The organism is Gemmatimonadales bacterium, assembly GCA_035502185.1.
GTDB lineage: Bacteria > Gemmatimonadota > Gemmatimonadetes > Gemmatimonadales > JACORV01 > Fen-1245.
Genome location: DATJUT010000015.1, coordinates 115147 through 132571, shown reverse-complemented (window position 1 = coordinate 132571; position 17425 = coordinate 115147). Strand labels below are relative to the sequence as shown.

19 protein-coding genes are annotated in these 17425 nt (G+C 70.9%); 3 read left to right on the top strand and 16 right to left on the bottom strand.

Translation table 11 applies throughout. From position 1 onward, the window contains the following. Window positions 1-16: 16 nt before the first annotated feature. Together VMF70_02085 and VMF70_02080 are read right to left on the bottom strand one after the other, a co-directional pair. Window positions 17-286 (bottom strand): DUF2164 domain-containing protein, encoded by a 270-nt coding sequence (locus VMF70_02085; GenBank protein HTT66796.1) that lies wholly within the window; start codon window positions 284-286, stop codon window positions 17-19. A gap of 67 nt (window positions 287-353) precedes the next feature. After that, window positions 354-1610, bottom strand: a complete 1257-nt coding sequence (locus tag VMF70_02080; protein ID HTT66795.1) for an alpha/beta hydrolase-fold protein — start codon at window positions 1608-1610, stop codon at window positions 354-356. Window positions 1611-1862: 252 nt separating this feature from the next. On the opposite strand from VMF70_02080, the gene VMF70_02075 reads away from it, so the two are divergent. Continuing rightward, window positions 1863-2918 (top strand): cellulase family glycosylhydrolase, encoded by a 1056-nt coding sequence (locus VMF70_02075; protein ID HTT66794.1) that lies wholly within the window; start codon window positions 1863-1865, stop codon window positions 2916-2918. Here the strand turns inward: VMF70_02075 and VMF70_02070 are convergent. From VMF70_02070 to VMF70_02050, 5 genes are all read right to left on the bottom strand, one after another. Beyond that, the gene (locus tag VMF70_02070) at window positions 2896-4749 is read right to left on the bottom strand and encodes a chloride channel protein (GenBank protein HTT66793.1); all 1854 of its coding nucleotides are present in this window, start codon (window positions 4747-4749) and stop codon (window positions 2896-2898) included. The genes VMF70_02075 and VMF70_02070 overlap by 23 nt on opposite strands. 91 nt (window positions 4750-4840) lie before the next feature. Then, on the bottom strand, window positions 4841-5119 hold the full coding sequence (locus VMF70_02065; protein ID HTT66792.1) for a hypothetical protein: 279 nt from the start codon (window positions 5117-5119) through the stop codon (window positions 4841-4843). Beyond that, a complete protein-coding gene (locus VMF70_02060; protein HTT66791.1) occupies window positions 5116-5562 on the bottom strand; it encodes a hypothetical protein in 447 nt (148 codons plus the stop codon). The genes VMF70_02065 and VMF70_02060 overlap by 4 nt, the downstream gene beginning before the upstream one ends. 226 nt (window positions 5563-5788) lie before the next feature. After that, entirely contained in the window at window positions 5789-7021 is a 1233-nt protein-coding gene (rocD, locus tag VMF70_02055) for an ornithine--oxo-acid transaminase (GenBank protein HTT66790.1), read from the bottom strand. Between the two features lie 6 nt (window positions 7022-7027). Then, on the bottom strand, window positions 7028-7237 hold the full coding sequence (locus VMF70_02050; GenBank protein ID HTT66789.1) for a DUF5679 domain-containing protein: 210 nt from the start codon (window positions 7235-7237) through the stop codon (window positions 7028-7030). Between the two features lie 154 nt (window positions 7238-7391). Between VMF70_02050 and VMF70_02045 the strand changes: the two genes are divergently transcribed. Next, entirely contained in the window at window positions 7392-7760 is a 369-nt protein-coding gene (locus VMF70_02045; protein HTT66788.1) for a hypothetical protein, read from the top strand. A gap of 82 nt (window positions 7761-7842) precedes the next feature. Here VMF70_02045 and VMF70_02040 read toward each other — a convergent pair whose 3' ends face one another. The 4 genes from VMF70_02040 to VMF70_02025 form a co-directional block, all read right to left on the bottom strand. Continuing rightward, window positions 7843-8271 (bottom strand): SRPBCC domain-containing protein, encoded by a 429-nt coding sequence (locus VMF70_02040; GenBank protein ID HTT66787.1) that lies wholly within the window; start codon window positions 8269-8271, stop codon window positions 7843-7845. A gap of 109 nt (window positions 8272-8380) precedes the next feature. Then, window positions 8381-8884, bottom strand: a complete 504-nt coding sequence (gene sixA, locus VMF70_02035; GenBank protein ID HTT66786.1) for a phosphohistidine phosphatase SixA — start codon at window positions 8882-8884, stop codon at window positions 8381-8383. 74 nt (window positions 8885-8958) lie between these two features. Further along, a complete protein-coding gene (gene mnmA, locus VMF70_02030; GenBank protein HTT66785.1) occupies window positions 8959-10014 on the bottom strand; it encodes a tRNA 2-thiouridine(34) synthase MnmA in 1056 nt (351 codons plus the stop codon). Window positions 10015-10081: 67 nt separating this feature from the next. Beyond that, a complete protein-coding gene (locus VMF70_02025; protein ID HTT66784.1) occupies window positions 10082-11299 on the bottom strand; it encodes a cysteine desulfurase family protein in 1218 nt (405 codons plus the stop codon). 249 nt (window positions 11300-11548) lie between these two features. Here VMF70_02025 and VMF70_02020 point away from each other — a divergent pair, with 249 nt between their 5' ends. Further along, the gene (locus VMF70_02020; GenBank protein HTT66783.1) at window positions 11549-11920 is read left to right on the top strand and encodes a four helix bundle protein; all 372 of its coding nucleotides are present in this window, start codon (window positions 11549-11551) and stop codon (window positions 11918-11920) included. A gap of 74 nt (window positions 11921-11994) precedes the next feature. Here the strand turns inward: VMF70_02020 and bshB1 are convergent, their stop codons facing one another. From bshB1 to VMF70_01995, 5 genes are all read right to left on the bottom strand, one after another. Next, window positions 11995-12711 carry a bacillithiol biosynthesis deacetylase BshB1 gene (bshB1, locus tag VMF70_02015; GenBank protein HTT66782.1) on the bottom strand — a complete coding sequence of 239 codons (717 nt, stop codon included), beginning with the start codon at window positions 12709-12711 and terminating at the stop codon, window positions 11995-11997. A gap of 186 nt (window positions 12712-12897) precedes the next feature. After that, window positions 12898-14154, bottom strand: coding sequence for an ABC transporter permease (locus VMF70_02010; protein ID HTT66781.1), 1257 nt, complete (start codon window positions 14152-14154; stop codon window positions 12898-12900). Then, the gene (locus tag VMF70_02005; GenBank protein HTT66780.1) at window positions 14151-15392 is read right to left on the bottom strand and encodes an ABC transporter permease; all 1242 of its coding nucleotides are present in this window, start codon (window positions 15390-15392) and stop codon (window positions 14151-14153) included. Before VMF70_02005 ends, VMF70_02010 begins: the two co-directional genes overlap by 4 nt. A gap of 6 nt (window positions 15393-15398) precedes the next feature. Then, window positions 15399-16094, bottom strand: a complete 696-nt coding sequence (locus VMF70_02000) for an ABC transporter ATP-binding protein (protein ID HTT66779.1) — start codon at window positions 16092-16094, stop codon at window positions 15399-15401. Then, window positions 16091-17422 carry an efflux RND transporter periplasmic adaptor subunit gene (locus VMF70_01995; protein ID HTT66778.1) on the bottom strand — a complete coding sequence of 444 codons (1332 nt, stop codon included), beginning with the start codon at window positions 17420-17422 and terminating at the stop codon, window positions 16091-16093. The genes VMF70_02000 and VMF70_01995 overlap by 4 nt, the downstream gene beginning before the upstream one ends. Window positions 17423-17425: the final 3 nt, after the last annotated feature.

The following is a 17425-nucleotide window of genomic DNA, read 5'->3' as shown; positions in this document are numbered from 1 at the left end:
GCGGGCGATGTCGGGGCTAGCGGCCGGCCCGCTGCGAGGGCGGAGGCCAGTAGCCGAACTCCCTTTCCCAGCAGGCTCCCTCGAGATCCGCCACGCGATCCCGCAGGTACACCTGCGCGTCGGCGATCGCCCGATTGTACACGCAGGGCGCGATCTCCCTCACGAAGTAGTCGAGCAGCAGGCCCGCCTTGAGGTCGCCGACCTCCTGGCCCCAACTCTCGGCGAAGAACCGACGGATGGACGCGACCGCCTGCTTCGTCACGTCGGGAGCGAGCGAGATCGCCATGGGCGGCTCCGTGGGATCGGGGGGAGGCGGGACGGCGCGGGCCGCGTCCCGCGGCCGGCGGCGTCGCTCAACGCGGGCTGCGGCCGGCGCCGGCGAACAACCAGGTGTACGCCGCCGGGAACTCCCGGCGCCAGAACCACTCGGCGTGCGCGCCGTCCGCCGGCAGCCGGGAGCGCACGTCCGCGACGGTGTCGATCCCCGCGGCGGCGAGCGAGTCCACGATGGCCTCCTGGGATCGCGCCATCGCGCGCTCGGGGATTCCCACCGCCGACGCGCCCTCGTTCAGCCCGGTGTCGAAGTAGAACCGGGTCGCCGGCCGGCGCGCGTGGAGGGCGCGCGCGAGCCCGAACAGCTGCGGGTTGAGGAAGAACGGCGTGGAGAACGCCATCACGCGCCCGAATACGTCCGGGTACCTGAGGGCGGCGTAGAAGGAGATGAGCCCGCCCAGGCTCGAGCCCCCGATGCCGGTGCTGACGCGGTCGGGGCGCGTCCGGTAGTGGGCGTCGACGTACGGCTTCAGCGTCCGGGCGAGGAACTCCACGTAAGCGGAGCCCTCGCCGCCGCCAAAGCGGCCGCTCGCGCTCGGCCACGGCTGGTACTCGTTCATCCGGTGGTCGCCGCCGTTGTCCACCGCGACCACGATGACGCCCGGGTCCCCGGCCGCATGCAGGCTGTCCAGGGTCTCGTCCACCCCCCATTCGCCGGCGTAGCTGGTGGCGGCGTCGAACACGTTCTGCCCGTCCTGCAGGTAGAGCACGGGATACCGCCTGCCCGACGCTGCGTAGTTCGGCGGCAGGTAGAGCCACACGCGCCGCGAGCGCCCGAGCTGCGGGATCGCGAACGCGGTGTCGAGAACGGCGACCGACGCGGAGGCGGTGTGGGCGCGAGGCGCGGCGGGCCCCGTTCGCCAGGCCGCCACGGAGCCGGTGTAGGTGACGGCGCCCGTCGGGGGCACGGTGAGCGTGCGGTTGGGTACGTCGCCGCCCGACGCGGTCAACTCGACCGTCTCCCACGAGCCGAGGGTGAACTTGAACTCCAGCGGCCCCCGGACGGAGTCGGGCAACGTGATCGCGTACCCGCCGTCGTGCGGGGCGAGCCGGTAGCCCGGCGCGGCAGGGTTCCAGTCGTTGAAGCTGCCGGCCACGTAGACGCCGGACTCCGCCGGCGTGGCGGCGGGCACCGTCAGGCGGATCGTGAGGCCGCCGCGCTCGGGCACGGCCTGCGCGACGCCGCGGTGCCAGCCCGCGACGCCGATCAGGCAGGCCGCGCAGGTGGCGACGAGGGGGCGCCCCGCGCGGGGCGTGCGGGACGGGCGTGCGGTCATCGGCAACCTCTCTGGAAGGCGCGGCTTCAACAATAGCCTCCGGGCCGGCGGTCGGCAGGGGCGGCCGGCCCGGGCCTGCCCGGCGACGGCGTCGGGGCGAGAGCGGTCCGTAACGGAAGCCCGCCCGCTGCGGTCTTCACTGCGTGGGCCCCGCCGCTCCCGGCGGCGCACCTGGCCGCCGTGCGGCGGGCACGGTGAAGCCGTGGCGGGTCGCCGATGGGTACGGGTATGTTGCCCGAGAGGATGGCTCGCATGTGGATTCCACGCGTCTTCCTGATGGCCGCCGCCCTGGCGGCGTGCAGCGATCGCTCCAGCACCGGCGCCGGCTCGCCGCCGCCGGCCGGGGCGACCCTGCACGTCCAGGGCAACGCCCTGGTGGATTCGGCAGGCCGGCCCGTGCGCCTGCGCGGGGTGAACCGGTCCGGCGCGGAATACGCGTGCGCGCAGGGCTGGGGCATCTTCGACGGGCCGGTCGATTCGACCGCGGTCCAGGCGATCGCGTCGTGGCATGCGGACGTCGTGCGCGTGCCGCTCAACGAGGACTGCTGGCTGGGCATCAACGGCGTGCCGGCGGCGTACGGCGGCACGGCCTACCGCCAGGCCATCACCGACCTGGTGGGCCGGCTCAACCGCGCCGGCCTGTACGTCGTCCTCGATCTGCACTGGAGCGCCGCCGACACCGCCAGGGCACTGGGGCAGGCCCCGATGCCGGATCGCGATCACAGCCCCGAGTTCTGGCGCGAGGTGGGGGCCGCCTTCAAGGGCAACAACCGCGTGCTGTTCGACCTGTTCAACGAGCCCTATCCCGACAACAATGCCGACACGCCGGAGGCCTGGCGCTGCTGGCGCGACGGCGGCACCTGCCGCGGGATGAGCTACCAGGCGGCGGGCATGCAGGAGCTGGTGGACGCCGTCCGCTCCAGCGGGGCCACCAACGTCGTCCTCCTGGGCGGCGTCCAGTACGCCTCGAGCCTCACGCACTGGCTCGCCAACCGGCCCGCCGACCCGTTGAACAACCTGGCCGCGTCCTGGCACATCTACAACTTCAGCTGGTGCACGACGCTCGCATGCTGGGACAGCACCGCGGCACCGGTCGCCGTCCAGGTGCCGCTGGTGCTCGGCGAGCTGGGCGAGGACGACTACGGGAGCAGCTTCGTCACCGCGCTCATGGACTGGATGGACGCGCGGCAGGGCAGCTACCTCGCCTGGGAGTGGGACGTATGGGGCACGGCGCTCGACCTGATCTCGAGCTACGACGGAACGCCGACGCCCTACGGCCAGACCTTCAAGACGCGGTTCGGGCAATAGAGGGCAGGGCCTTCCGCACCCGGCGGCGCCACAGCCTGAAGCTGGTCGCCACCACGCCGGTCTCGCGCACCTCCTCCTCGTGGAGGCGCCGCCCCCAGGCCTCGATGAGCCCGGTGCGGCCCAGGTACCCCTCGATCCGCCCGGGCTCGGCCCGGCTCACGACCGGCAGCCGGCCCACGCGGCGCCCCGCCATCTTCTCCACCGCCGTCTGGAGCAGCTCGTCGGGATAGGTGACCTCGACGTCCCGGGTCCCGAACTCCACGACCGGCCGGCCCTCGCCGCCCCGCGTCTGCAGGGCCCGCAGCAGGTCGCCGCGCGTGAGGATGCCCACCAGAGCGCCCGACGGGTCCACCAGCAGCCAGGCGTGATGGCGCACCAGCACCGGATCGCCCGCGGCGAGCCGCGCCGAGAGGTCGGCCACCGTGCTGCCGGCCGCGAGCGCCGGGGCGCTCCGGTCCATGACCTCGCCCACCAGCAGCCGCTGGAGCGGGCTCACGCTGTACTCCCGCGCCACGTGGTGTCCGTGGCGCGCCACCTTCTCCGTGAGGATCGAGCGCTTCATCAGCAGCACGGTCACGGCGTCGGCGGCGACGCACGCGACCAGCAGGGCGGGGAGCACCGTCGCGTCGCGCGTCAGCTCGAGGACGAAGACGAGCGCCGTGAAGGGCGAGCGCATCGTGCCCCCCATCATCGCGGCCATCGTGACCATCGCCCACAGGCCGGCGTCGGGGGCGTGGAGCCAGTGGGCCCCCAGCGCGCCGAGCGCGCCGCCCATGATCAGGAGCGGCGCCAGCACCCCGCCGGAGGTCCCCGAGCCGAGGGCGATGGACCAGATGAGCGCCTTGGTCACCAGCAGGCCGAGAAGGAACGTGCCCACCAGGCGCCCGGCGAGCAGGTCGCCAATGGTGTCGTAGCCCACGCCCAGCGCGCGCGGGTACAGCAGGCCCCCGAGTCCGATGGCGAGGCCGCCGATGGCCGGCCACCACATGAAGTGGAGCTTCAGCCGGCCGAAGAGGTCCTCGAAGCCGTACACGAGGCCGGTGAGCCCGGCCGACGCGAGGCCGGCCGCGAGGCCGGCCGCGAGGCTCCAGCCGAGCACGGCCCAACCGGGCGCCAGGTGCGGCACGACGGGGAAGAGGGGACCCGGCCCCAGCAGCGCCGGCCGGAGGGCCGCAGCCACGGCCGCGGCCGCCGCCACCGGTATGAAGCTGCGGGGCTTCCACTCGAACAGGAGCAGCTCGACGGCGATCATGACGGCCGCCACCGGCGTGTCGAAGATGGCGGCCATCCCACCCGAGGCACCGGCCACCAGCAGCGTCTTGCGCTCCGCCGCCGTGAGGTGGAGCGCCTGCGCGAACAGGGAGCCGAACGCCCCTCCCGTCATGATGATGGGCCCCTCGGCGCCGAACGGGCCGCCGGTGCCGATCGAGATCGCGCTCGACACCGGCTTCAGCACGGCGACCCGCGGCTCCATCCGGCTCTCGCCGATCAGGATGGCCTCCATCGCCTCGGGGATGCCGTGTCCCCGGATCTTCTCCGAGCCGAACCGGGCCATCGCTCCGACCACCAGCCCGCCCGCCACGGGCACCAGGAGCGCCCACCACCCCAGGTGGTTCGCAGCCGGTGAGACGAGGGCCGACGAGAGCCGGTGGTAGTACACCAGGTTGGTGATCGCACCGATGAGCCAGGCGAGCGCGTACGCCACGAAGGCGCTCAGCACGCCGATCAGCAGGGCATACGCGGTCAGGGTGAGCAGCCGCCGGTCGGCCGTGAAGTCGCCCAGCCGGCCCGCGGCGGAGGGGCGGGCGGGGGCAGAATTGGTTGGGAGCATAACTGAATATACCGAGAAGCGTGAGAAGTGAGAGGTGAGGGGTGAGAGGCTCACTTGCACGTCTCACCTCTCCCCCCCACCGCTCACGGTCTCATCGTATCCCCGTATCGAACGCGAGGTCCGCGTGCGTCATCCCCACCGGGTCCACCGTCACCTGCCTCCCCTGGCCGGGGAAGACTGGCGCCCCGGAGTCGGGGACCACCGTGTAGCTCCCCGGGACGAGCAGGACCCGGTAGTGGCCCGCGGCGTCGCTCGTGAAGTGCGCGACCGCCACGGGAATCGGTCCCTGCCGGACGGTGAAGCCTGCGGCGAACGGCGCGTCGCATGGCACGCCGACGAAGCACACCGGTGTGATCGGGCCGCGGGTCACCGTACCCTCGAGACCGGTGGCCAGGCTGTCCCCGGGGGCCGGGTGAATGTCAGTTGGCCGGTGATCGTGCCGTTCGAGATGATGCCGGAGTAGACGGCCCTGCCCTCGAGTTGGTTGGCCGCGCTCAGGGTCCCGGTGAACGCCCCGGTGATCCCGCCGCCGTTCTCGAAGGCGAACGCGAGCGTCACGGACGCGGGGCCGGCCGGGTTCGCCGCGATGTACGTGCCGGTGACACCCACCGGGATGGGCACGTCCACACCCATGGCCGTGCCGGTGCCGGTGATCCGCGTCCCCGTCTGCACGAGGGTCATCTCGCGGGGCGGCACGCCGGCCGTAGAGGTGTCGAGCACCCACACGCCGCTCAGGCCCTGGCCCGGGTCCAGTGGTCCGGTGCAGGCGACGGCCGCGGCGGCGGCGAGAAGCACACTGAGAAGGCGGCGCATGGGGATGCTCCGGCACTGGTTCGGTAATGAGACCCGCAAAGGGGCCGGAAGGTCACTTGAGCTCAGCCTGGGCAGGGCCGCTGCGGGCTCATCCCGAAGCGGCCGGCGCTGAGGCCGGTGGAAGGCGGTGACTCGCTCCACACCGCCCCGAGCTCGACCGGTTGACGCGAAACGGGCGCGGAGAGAGAACTCCCCGCGCCCGTGAACTCGGCAGAGCCTGGGACGGCTAGTGCGCCACCGCCATCGCCGGCGCGAAGCTCATCGCCAGCACCTCGGCGATCTTCGGCAGCGCCCACTGCAGGTCGGCCTTGCTGACCGTCAGCGGCGGTGCGAACCGCACCACCTGATCGTGCGTCTCCTTGCACAGGATCCCGCGCTCCGCCAGGGCCTCGCAGAACGGGCGAGCCGTGCCGGCCTCGACCCTGATCTCGACGCCGATCAGCAGACCCTTGCCGCGCACCTCCACCACGCTCGACGAGTCGATCTTCTTCAGCTCGCTCATGAACCAGGTGCCCAGCTCCTGCGCCCGCTCGGCGAGCTTCTCCTCGACGAGCACCCGGAGGGCGGCGCGACCGATGCCGGCGCCGAACGGATTGCCGCCGAAGGTCGAGCCGTGGTCGCCAGGCGTGAACACGCTCATCACGTTGTCGTCGGCGAGGAAGGCCGAGACGGGGTACATCCCGCCCGCCAGCGCCTTGCCCACGATCAGGGCGTCGGGCCGCGCGTTCTCCCACTGCCAGGCGAACATCCGGCCGGTGCGGCCGAGGCCCGTCTGGATCTCGTCGTCCACCCACAGCACGTTGTGCTGTTTCGTGATCTCGCGGACTTTCTTCAGCCAGCCGTCCGGCGCGACGATCACGCCCGCCTCGCCCTGCAGCGGCTCGGTCAGGAACGCGCAGGTGTTCGGCGTGATGGCCCGCTCGAGTGCGGCGGCGTCGCCGAAGGGGATGATCTTGAAGCCGGGCGTGAACGGCCCGAAGCCGTCCTTGTACTGCTCCTCGGTCGAGAAGGAGATGACCGTCGTGGTCCGGCCGTGGAAGTTGCCGGCCGAGACGATGATCTCCGCCTTGCCGTCGGGGATCTTCTTGACCTTGTAGCCCCACTTCCGGATGGCCTTGATGGCCGTCTCGACGGCCTCGGCGCCGGAGTTCATCGGCAGGGCCCGGGCGAACCCGGCCAGCTCGCACAGCTGGTGCAGGAACGGTCCCATCTGGTCGTTGTGGAACGCCCGCGACGTGAGCGTCAGGCGCGCCGCCTGCTCCTGCGCCGCCTTCACGATGGCGGGGTGGCAGTGACCCTGGTTCACGGCGGAATAGGCGCTCAGGCAGTCGAGGTACTTCTTGCCGTCAACGTCCCACACCCATGCGCCCTCGCCGCGCTCGAGGACCACGGGCAGCGGCTTGTAGTTGTTGGCGCTGTACTTGACGACCTCGGTGAGGTACTGCGCGGACCGGCTCATCGTGCCTCAGGACGGGGGAAGGATCTTGAACATGCCGGTGCCGCACACGGGGCAGGTGCCCTTCAACGCGGGCCGGCCATTGGCCATCTTCACTTCCTTGACGTTCGCCATCACGCGCTTCGCCTTGCACTTCACGCAGTAGCCCTCGTTCGCGGCCATCGGGCTGCCCTTCTTGGCGGCCTTCTTCGCCGCAGGCTTGGCTGCTTTCTTCGGCATGGTTGTGCTCTCCACAGTGAGAATGAGGTGGACTGCCGTGGCGGAATATACCCGGCGCCCGGCCGTTTTGTAGCACGAAGGATGCCGGAACTACCGCGCCGCGCCACCGCCGCTTATAATACGAATACTTCCCTCAAGATACGAGTCGCATACGATGCTCGCAGCACGCGTTCTGTTGACCGGCTTCGCCGCGCTGGCCGCCACGGCCGCCGTCTCGGCCTCGACGTCCCGCGGCGCCCCCAGGCGCGTGGACGTGGTGATCGAGGGGCACTTCGGCCACTTCACGCCCACCGAGATCAGGGCCAGCTACGGCGACACCATCCACGTCACCCTGAAAGCCATGGACAGCGCGCACGGGTTCCGGGTCGAGGGCAAGGACCTCGATGTCACGTCCTACCCCGGGATGCCGGCCGAAGCGACGTTCGTGGCCGACTGGGTGGGCGGCCGCGAGTGGTACTGCACCTTCGACTGCGGACCGCAGCACGGGACGATGAGCGGGATGGTTGTAGTAAGCAAGGACTAGGTGGCGGGTGGTAGGTACGACAAAGGCGCCCGGTTCCGCGGGCGCCTTTGTTCGTCTACAACCCACACCCACAACCCACGACCTACCACCGCTTCTCCAGGTATCTCCCCATCGGCTTCAAGAAGTACCTCGGCCATCCGCTCTTGTGGTCGCGGTATTCGAACATGCTCGGAAGCTTCGAGTGCACCATCACGAGCCGCGTGCCCTTCGCGGTGGCCTTCAGGGTCCAGCGCACCACCGAGTCCTTCGTCCCGGGCGCCCAGTCGTCCTTGCGCCAGGTGTAGGCCAGCGCGGTGGGCGCGCGTCGCGACAGCACCGTGCCGGTATTCCAGCCGTCCCACATCCGGAAAGGCCCGCCGGCCCGACGGGCCACCCGGCCCGGAGCGCCCGACCAGGCTTTGATGTGCCTGGAATCGGTGAGCGCCTTGAACACGCGCGCCGGGGGGGCGGCAATGTCCACCGTGAGCCGGATGGCGGGCACTCCCGCCGTGCGCTTCCGCTTCGCCGGCATGCTCGCTCCCATGGCGTGACGAGATCCGTTGGCAGGTCGTGGGTGCCAGGTCGTGGACCAGCCCTCCACCACCTGCGACCCACCAACTACCGACACCCGCAACGGGCTATCAACCGGCCAGTTTCCGCAGATGTCCCGGCTTCAGGTGGTAGAGCAGCGTTCCCTTGCCCTCGTCGGCCGGTCCGTCGAACTCGATGCCCACGACGCCGCTCTTTTTGACGGCGATGTTGAGGTGTCCGTCCCTGGTCACCAGCGCCGCGGTGAGGTTCGAGAAGTCGGGCTCGTGACCGACCAGGGCCACCGACGCCGCGGGCGGGAACTTGGCCAGGAGCTTGACGACCGCGGCCGGCGCGTAGCCGTGTCCGAGCTCGTCGGCGACCTGCGGCGCCTCCGGCCAGCGGTATCCCTTCGCGACGATTTCGGCAGTCTCGCGGGCACGCAGGAGGGGACTCGTCACCAGGAAATCGAACTTGATCCCCATCTTCTTCATGGTGCGGGTGGTGGCTCGCTGTTCGGCACGCCCTTCGGCCGTCAACGGCCGCGCGTCGTCGTCGGGCCAGCTGTTGGGGTCGCGGCTCTCCGCCTTCGCGTGACGGATGAGGATCAGTTCCATGGGGATATGTTGCAGCGCGACCGGCGCGCTGTCGAGGCTCTGCCCGACGGGGGCGACCGGCCGCCCCGCCGGGGTCAGCGGATGACGCCGCCTCCCAGCACCCGGTCCCCGTCGTAGAGCACTCCACTCTGGCCCGGTGCGGCCGCGCGCACCGGCTCCTGCAGCGCCAGCTCGAGCGTTCCGGGGCCGCTGGACGTCACGGCGGCCGCCACGGCCGTGGACCGGTGGCGCACCTGGACCTCGCACCGCGCCCCGACGCCCAGCGGCTCCGAAAGCCAGTTGACGGCCTCCAGGGCGATCGACCGGCAGGCGAGGGCCTCCGCCGGGCCCACCACGACCTCGCGCGTCTCGGGGCGGATGGCGGTCACGTAGAGGGGCTGCCCGGATCCCGACGGCAGACCGCGCCGCTGCCCGACCGTGTACCGCGCGAAGCCGGCGTGCTCGCCGAGCTGTCGCCCGTCCGCGGTGACGATCGGCCCCGGCTGGAGGGCCGGCGCATTCCGCGGCAGCCGGCTCTCGAGGACGGCCACGTAGTCACCGTCGGGGACGAAGCAGATCTCCTGGCTCTCCGCCTTCTCGGCCGTGGCCAGGCCGTGGCGACGGGCGGCTTCCCGGGTTTCGCGCTTGGTCAGCTGGCCGACCGGGGTGAGCATCCGGGGGACGACCTCCGCGCGGATGCCCCAGAGGAAGTACGACTGGTCCTTGGCCCGGTCCCGGCCCCGCCGCAGGACCCCGTCCTCGGCCCGCGCGTAGTGGCCGGTCGCGATCGCCTCGCAGCCGAGCGCCTCGGCGTGGGCCACGAGGTCGGAGAACTTGGTGAACGAGTTGCAGCGCACGCACGGAATGGGTGTGCGGCCGCGGGCGTACTCGCTCACGAAGTCCGCGATCACGTCGCGCCCGAACCGGTCCTCGAGGTTGAGGAGGTAGTGCGGGATGCCGAGGCGGTGGGCCACGGCGCGCGCGTCCTCGATGGAGTCCAGCGAGCAGCAGGGCCGGTCGGGCACCGCCTGATCGCCGTAGCAGAACAGCTTCATCGTGGCGCCGATGACGTCGAGGCCCTGCTCGACGAGCAGCGCGGCGGCGACGGACGAATCCACGCCGCCGGACATGGCGACCAGGACCCTGGTCACGGGGTCGTGAGCCGGAGCATCGGGACGAGCGCCGCCGGGTGAAGGGTGTCAGGGTGCAGGGTGTGGGTCATGCCCGGGCCAGCACCCTGCGCAGCTCGCGGACCTTGGCGACGACCTTGGCGTAGGTCTCGGCGACGTGCGGGACCTGGTCCGCGGACGACAGCGGCCCGAAGCTGAACCGCACGCCTGCCGCGGCCAGGACGGGCGGCACGCCCATCGCCAGCAGCACGTGGGACGGCTCGACCGAGCCCGTCGTGCACGCCGAGCCGGAGGCGGCCGCGATCCCGGCCAGGTCGAGGTGCATCAGCACCGATTCCGAGTCGGTGCCCGGCGCGCTCACGTTGAGGATGTTCGGCGCCCGGGCGGCGCCGGAGGCATGCACGACGGCGTCGGGCACGCGCTCGAGGATCGCCCGCTCGAGTCCATCGCGCATCGCGGTCCACGCCGCGGCGCTGCCGGCCTGTTCCCGGGCGGCCAGCTGGGCGGCCAGCCCGAAGCCGACGATGCCGGGGACGTTCTCGGTGCCGGGGCGCAGTCCCTGCTGCTGCGAGCCGCCGCGCAGGATGGGGGTGAAGCGCGAGGGGTCCCGCACGACGAGCGCGCCGACGCCCTTGGGGCCCCCGATCTTGTGGGCCGACACCGACACGGCCGTCCACGGCAGCGCGGCCAGGTTCACCGGGATCTTGCCGAGCGCCTGCACCGCGTCGATGTGGTAGGCCACGCCGGCGGCGGCACAGCGCTGCGCGATCCCGGGCACCGGCTGAATCGTGCCCACCTCGTTGTTCACCCACATCACCGAGACCAGGGCCGGGCGACCGGCCGGCCCCCGACCCGCGAGTGCCTGGTCGAGGGCGGCGAGGTCCACCGTGCCGTTCAAGTCCACCGGGAGGAACGTGGCGAAGGCGCCCCGGCGCTCCGCCTCGTGGACCGCGGCGGTCACGGCGTGGTGCTCGGTCGGGCTCGTGACGAGGTGCACGACGCCGTCGTCGCGACGGGCGAGCCCCGCGCCGGTCTTCGCGATCGCCGCCTGCACGGCGCCGAGGATCGCCAGGTTGTCGGCTTCCGTGCCGCCCGAGGTGAAGAACACCTGCTTGGACTCGGCGCCCAGCGCGGCGGCGACCTGCTCCCTCGCGCGCTCCACGCCCGCCCGGGCGGCGCGCCCGACGGCGTGCGCCGAGGAGGGGTTGCCGAAGGCGTCCTCGCCCAGGTACGGGAGCATGGCCTCGCGCACTTCCGCGCGGACGGGCGTCGTCGCGGCGTGGTCGAGGTAAAGGCGATGGGGCATGTACGAAAAGCTAAGGTGAGAGGTGAGAGGTGAGAAGTGAGGGGGGGAAGTGAGAGGCGAGAGGTGAGAGGCGAGGGCGTGAGAGGTGAGAGGCGAGGAGAGGTGAGAAGCGAAGGCGTGAGAAGTGAGAGGCGAAGGCGTGAGAAGTGAGAGGCGGGAACGTGAGAAGTGAGAGGCACAGGCGTGAGAAGGGTCATCAGGGCGCGAAATCGATCCCGGGTCTTGGGACTGCGCGCACAGATTTCCGGCATGGCTGGCGATCTCGGGGACCTGGTCGTCTGGCGGGAGTCTGCTCAGCTGGCGCAGGGAGCGATCGACGCCGCACGGCGGATGAGCGGCTTCGGCACGCCGGCTGCAGCGGACCAGATCGCGCGGGCTGCCGAGTCGATACCCGCCAATATCGCCGAGGCGTACGGCCGGGGGTTCGGCAAAGACGGTGCCCGGTTCCTCAGGGTGGCGCGGGGCTCGGCGGCGGAGCTGGAGAGCCATTTGTGGCTGGCGGAACGGACCGGCGGTGTGCCGGGGCAGCTGGCGGCGGACCTTCTCCGGCGCACGCAGCACGTGCGCGCGCTGCTTCGGGGCCTGCTACAGGCTACGGCAGGCGGTAGATCGCGGGGCTGACAGCGAGTCCCTCACTGCCCACCTCTCACCTCAGCCTCTCACCTCTCACCCTCTCACCTCTCACGCTTCACCGTTCACATCGACCGCACTCCCAACTCCACCACGTCGTCCACCCGGACCGTTTCCTGGGTGAAGAACGGCTCGCCATAGCGGGTCCGGATGAGGGAGCCGTAGTGCGCCGACTGAGTCTCGATCAGCTCGTAGAGTGGCTGGCCCGTCGGGAAGATCTCCCCGGCCGAGCCGGTGCCGTCGAACTGCGACTTGTAGCAGTGGATGGCGCGCATCTTCGCCGCGAACGTGCTCGAGATGTCCACCACGAACGTGGGTTTCACGGGGTCCTCGCGGTAGGCGAGGGCGTAGAGGATCTTGCGCGGCCGCCAGGCGCGCCCGGCTGCGTCGTAGCGCGCGAGGCCGGCGAGGTAGCAGGCGTCGCGGGCGAGCTCGGAGGCGATCCGGTGGTCCGGGTGCCGGCCGACGGGGAAGGGGAGGATGACGGTCCGCGGGCGGAAGCGCCGGATCCACTCGACCACGACCCGCCGCGCCTGGTCGGTGTTGTGGAGGTGCGCGTCCGCGAGGCCGGCGTTCTCGCGGGCGTGGAGGCCGAGCGCCCTGGCGGCCCGCGCGGCCTCCCCGAGCCGCACGGCCGCCGAGCCGCTGGTGCCGCTCTCGCCGGCCACGAGGTCGAGGATGCCGGCGCGATGCCCCTGCCGGACTGCCTTGGCGAGCGTGCCGCCGCAGGTGAGCTCGGCGTCGTCCGGGTGAGCCGCTATCGCGAGGACATCGAGGTGCATACGCGGTCCGGTGAGAGGTGAGGGGTGAGTGGTGAGACGTTAACGTGAGAAGTGAGAAGTGGAAAGGCGTGAGACGAGCGAAGGCGTGAGAGGATCTCCCTCACGCCTCCGTCCTCTCACCTCTCACGTCCCTGCCTCTTACTTCTCACCTGAACCTCTCACCCCTCACCGCTCACTGCTCACGCTTCATTCGTACCGCAGCGCCTCCACCGGATCCATCCTCGCCGCTCGCTGGGCCGGCACGATGCCGAACACGATGCCGGTGATGACCGAGGCGCCAAGCGCCGCCACGATGGACAGCGGCGGTACCCGGGCCGGGATCGGCGAGAAATGCGCGACCGCGTACGCCAGGCCGCCGCCCAGCAGCATCCCGACCGCGCCGCCGATCAGCGTCAGCGTCGCGGCTTCCACCAGGAACTGCCACAGGATCTCGCCCTGGGTGGCGCCGAGCGCCTTGCGCACGCCGATCTCCCGCGTGCGCTCGGTGACGCTGATCATCATCACCGCCACCACGCCCACCCCGCCCACCATCAGGCCCACGCCCGAGAGGGCGATCATCACCACGAAGAAGACACCGGTGAGCTTGCCCCAGATGTCGAGGAACTTGTCCTGCGTGACCACGGAGAACGTGTTCTCGTAGCCCGGCCGCAGGCCGCGCTCCCGCCGCAGCGCCGACGTGACGTCGTCCATCGCGTCCTGCACGGTGGCCTCGTCCGTGGGCATGACCGCCAGGTTCGCCCATCCCCAGTTGACGTTCATGTAGCGGTGGAAGGTGACCCAGGGCATGATCACGATGTAGTCGTTGCCGCCGCCGAACAGGTTGGGCGGTGGCTCGTACACGCCGATGATCTTGAACTCCTGGCCGTAGATCTTGAGGGTGTGGCCGGTCGGGTCGAGCTGGGCGAAGAAGCGCACCGCGAGCTTGGTGTTGACGACCACGACCTTGTCGCCCGCCGCGTCCTCGATGTCCGTGTAGGAGCGCCCGGCCGTGAGGTCGCCGCCCGACACCCGCGGCCAGCTCGCGCCGTCGCCCTGGATCTGGACGTTGTCCTCGCTCTCGCTGCCCGCCTGGACGGTCGCCTGGCGGCCCTCCGACATGATCACGGCCTTGACGGTCGGCAACCGGGCGATGAGCTTGGCCTCGTCCTGGCTGATCGGCGGGTAGTGCCGCCAGGGCGCGTTGCGGTCGCCGCCCATCTGGATGCCGCCCTGGAAGTAGCGGAACACGAAGAAGGTCTTGGGGCCCAGCTGAGCGATCGCGCTCTCGAAGCTGGTGTTGATGCCCTTCACGGCGGCGGACATCCCCATCACCACCATCACGCCGATCGCGATGCCGACGATGGTCAGGGCCGCGCGGGTCTTGCTGGCCCGGAGCGAGTCGAGCGCGATCCCGATGCCCTCGAGCAGCGTCGTGACGACCGAGGTGGTCCGCGAAGACGTCATTCGAACCTCAGTGCCGCGACGGGGTCGAGTTTGGCGGCCCGGCTCGCGGGATACACGCCCGCGATCACCCCGACGCCGATGCCGAGGGCGATGCCGAGCACGATGGACAGGGGCGAGACGCCCATCGGCAGCGGTGAGACGGCCTTGACCAGCCGCGCCAGGCCGAGGCCGGCGAGGATGCCGAGGGCGGCGCCGGTGGTCGAGAGGGTCGCCGCCTCGACCAGGAACTGGGCCAGAATGTCGCGGCGCCGCGCGCCGAGCGACTTGCGGACCCCGATCTCCCGGGTGCGCTCCGCGACCGCCATCAGCATGATGTTCATGATCACGATGCCGCCCACCACCAGCGACACGCCCACCAGGAGCGGCAGCGCGGTGTACAGCACCTTGGAGATCTTGGCCCAGAAGCTGAGCACGTCTTCCTGGGTGTCGAGGTGGAAGTCGTCGTCCTCCTGGGGCCGCAGGTGGTGACGGCTGCGCATCAGGCCCTCGACCCTGTCCATCGCGGCCTTCATCATCGCGTCGCTCTGCGCCTTCACGATGATGCCGTCCACCACCTTGTGCGGGTTGACCACCTTCTTGATCTCGGACGTGTACGGCGCGATGGCGAAGCGATCGAGCGAGAACCCGAAGACGTTCCCCTGCTTTTCCACCACCCCGATGACGGTGTAGGGGAAGCCCGCGATGCGGATGGTCCTGCCGACCGGGTCCTCCCCCGTGAAGAAGCTGTCGGCGACGTCCGTGCCGATCACCACCACGTTGGCCGAGTGGTTGATCTCCTCGGGCGTGAAGATCCGCCCGTCGGCGATGCGGTAGTCGCGGATCTTGAACAGGTCCTCGGACACCCCGGAGACCTGGATGTAGGCGGAGTGCTTGGTGCCGACGACCCCCTCGGCCTGGTTCGAGCTCTCGATGGCCACCAGGTAGTCCGACGGCAGAGCGGCGCGGATGGCGTGGAAGTCGTCCTCGTACAGCTGCGGCCGACGCCGCCAGGCGCGCCGGGTCGCGTCGCCCGGGTTCCCGAACTGCACCCCGGGCCGCCGGTTCACCGTGAAGGTGTTGATGCCGAAGATCTTGGCGGCGAAGTCCTCCTGCACGTACTTGTCCATGCCCTTCACGATCGAGACGACCGCGATCAGGAACATCACGCCGATGAACGCGCCGATCAGTGAGAAGAAGCTCTTGAGCTTCTGCGCGCGGATCGTGCCCAGCGCCAGCATGACCGCCTCGTAGATCGGCATCGCCGGCTAGGCCGCCTTGAGCCGGTCGGACGAGACCACGCCGTCGTGGAGCGTGACCACCCGCTCGGCGTGCCGCGCGATGTCCGCCTCGTGGGTGACCATCACGATGGTCTGGCCCCGGGTGCGGTGCAGCTCCTCGAGGATCTTCATGATCTCTTCGCTGGTCGTCGAGTCGAGGTTGCCCGTCGGCTCGTCCGCGAGAATGATGCTCGGCTCCGTGACCAGCGCCCGCGCGATGGCCACCCGCTGGCGCTGGCCGCCCGACAGCTCGGCCGGCCGATGCTCCATCCGGTCGCCGAGGCCGACCGACGCCAGCGCCTGCTCGGCCTGGCGGCGGCGCTCGCGCGCGGGCAGGCCGGCGTAGACCAGCGGCAGCTCCACGTTGTGCAGCGCCGTGGCGCGCGGCAGCAGGTTGAAGGTCTGGAACACGAACCCGATCTGGCGGTTGCGGACCCGCGCCAGCTCGTCGTCGGTCATCCGCGACACCTCGGTGCCCGCCAGCCAGTACTGGCCTGACGTCGGCGTGTCGAGGCAGCCGATCAGGTTCATCAGGGTGGACTTGCCGGAGCCCGAGGGCCCCATGATGGCGACGTACTCGTTGGGCTGGATCTCGAGGTCCACGCCCCGCAGGGCGCGCACGGTCTCGCCACCCATCGGGTAATCGCGCGTCAGACCGACCGTGCGGATGACGGGCTCGCTCACGGAGCCTTCGCTCGGCGCGCGCCGGCCGCCGGCACCTGCCCCTTCACCCGGCTGCCGTCCTTGAGGTCCTTGATGGCCGCGTAGCTGCCGGCGACGATCGTCTCGCCGCCCTTGAGGCCGCTCAGCAACTCGAAGTACTCGTCGCCCGCGATCCCGACCTTCACCGGTGTGAAGTGGGCGACGTGCGTGACCGTGTCCACCACGAACACGCCCTCGGCCTCCTTGGCGCGGTGCGCCTGCGAGGTGTCCTGCGACACCTGGTAGCGCGGCGCGTTCTGGGCGACCGCCGTCCCGCCCGCCGGCGCGGGGTGCGTCGTGTCCGCCGTCGGCTCGCGCACGGTCAGCGCGATGATCGGCACCGAAAGCGCCTGCTTGCGCGTGTCGGTGATGATGTTCGCCGTGGCCGAGAGATCGGGCCGCAGCCCCTTCGGCGGGTGGTCCAGCGTCACTCGCACCTCGAAGTCCACCGCCTGCGCCGCGGTCACCAGCCCGCTGGTCGACGCACTCGCCCCCGCGACCGACGAGTTCGCGATCTTGGTCACGTGCCCGCTGAAGGTCGTGTCCGGGAACGCGTCGATGGAGACCTGCGCCGAGTCGCCGAGCTTGATGCGGACCACGTCCGTCTCGTCCACGTTGACGCGCGCCTCGATGACCGACATGTCCGACACGGTCATCAGCAGCCCGGTCTCGCGCGAGAAGGTGCCGGGCACCGCGACCTCGCCCAGCTTCACCGCCAGGCGCGTCACCTGGCCGGAGAGCGGGGAGGCGATGATCGTCTTGCTGAGCTGGTCCCGGGCGTTGCGCAGGCTCGCGACCGCCTGCTCCACCGCCCGCTGCGACGCGTCGAGGTTCGCGGCCGCCACCGCCTGCGCGGTCTGCGCCTGCTCGAGCGCCTCCTCGGAGATGAGCTGCGCATTCTGCGCCCGGACGTCCCGCGCCCGGTTGTAGGCGCGCTGCGCCTGGTCGAGGTTGGCTTGCGCCTGGGCCACGTTGGCCCGCGCGGAGGCGACCCCGGCCTGGGCCTGCTCGACCGCAGCGGCGTAGGTCGCGGTGTCGAGCTTCACCAGGATCTGGCCGCGCTGCACGAAGTTGCCTTCCTGCAGCGGCAGGTAGACGATGCGCCCCATGATGTCGGACAGGATGTCCACCGACTGCTCGGGCTCGATCTTCCCGCTCGCCGTGACGATCGAGACCAGGTCGCGCCGGGCGACCCTCTCGAGCTTCACGTCGACCGCCGGCTGGCGGCGCTTGGAGACGCCGAGCGAGACGAAGCCGGCGAGGACGATGACGCCGCCGACGATGAGGACGACTTTCCCGCGAGTGCTCATGGC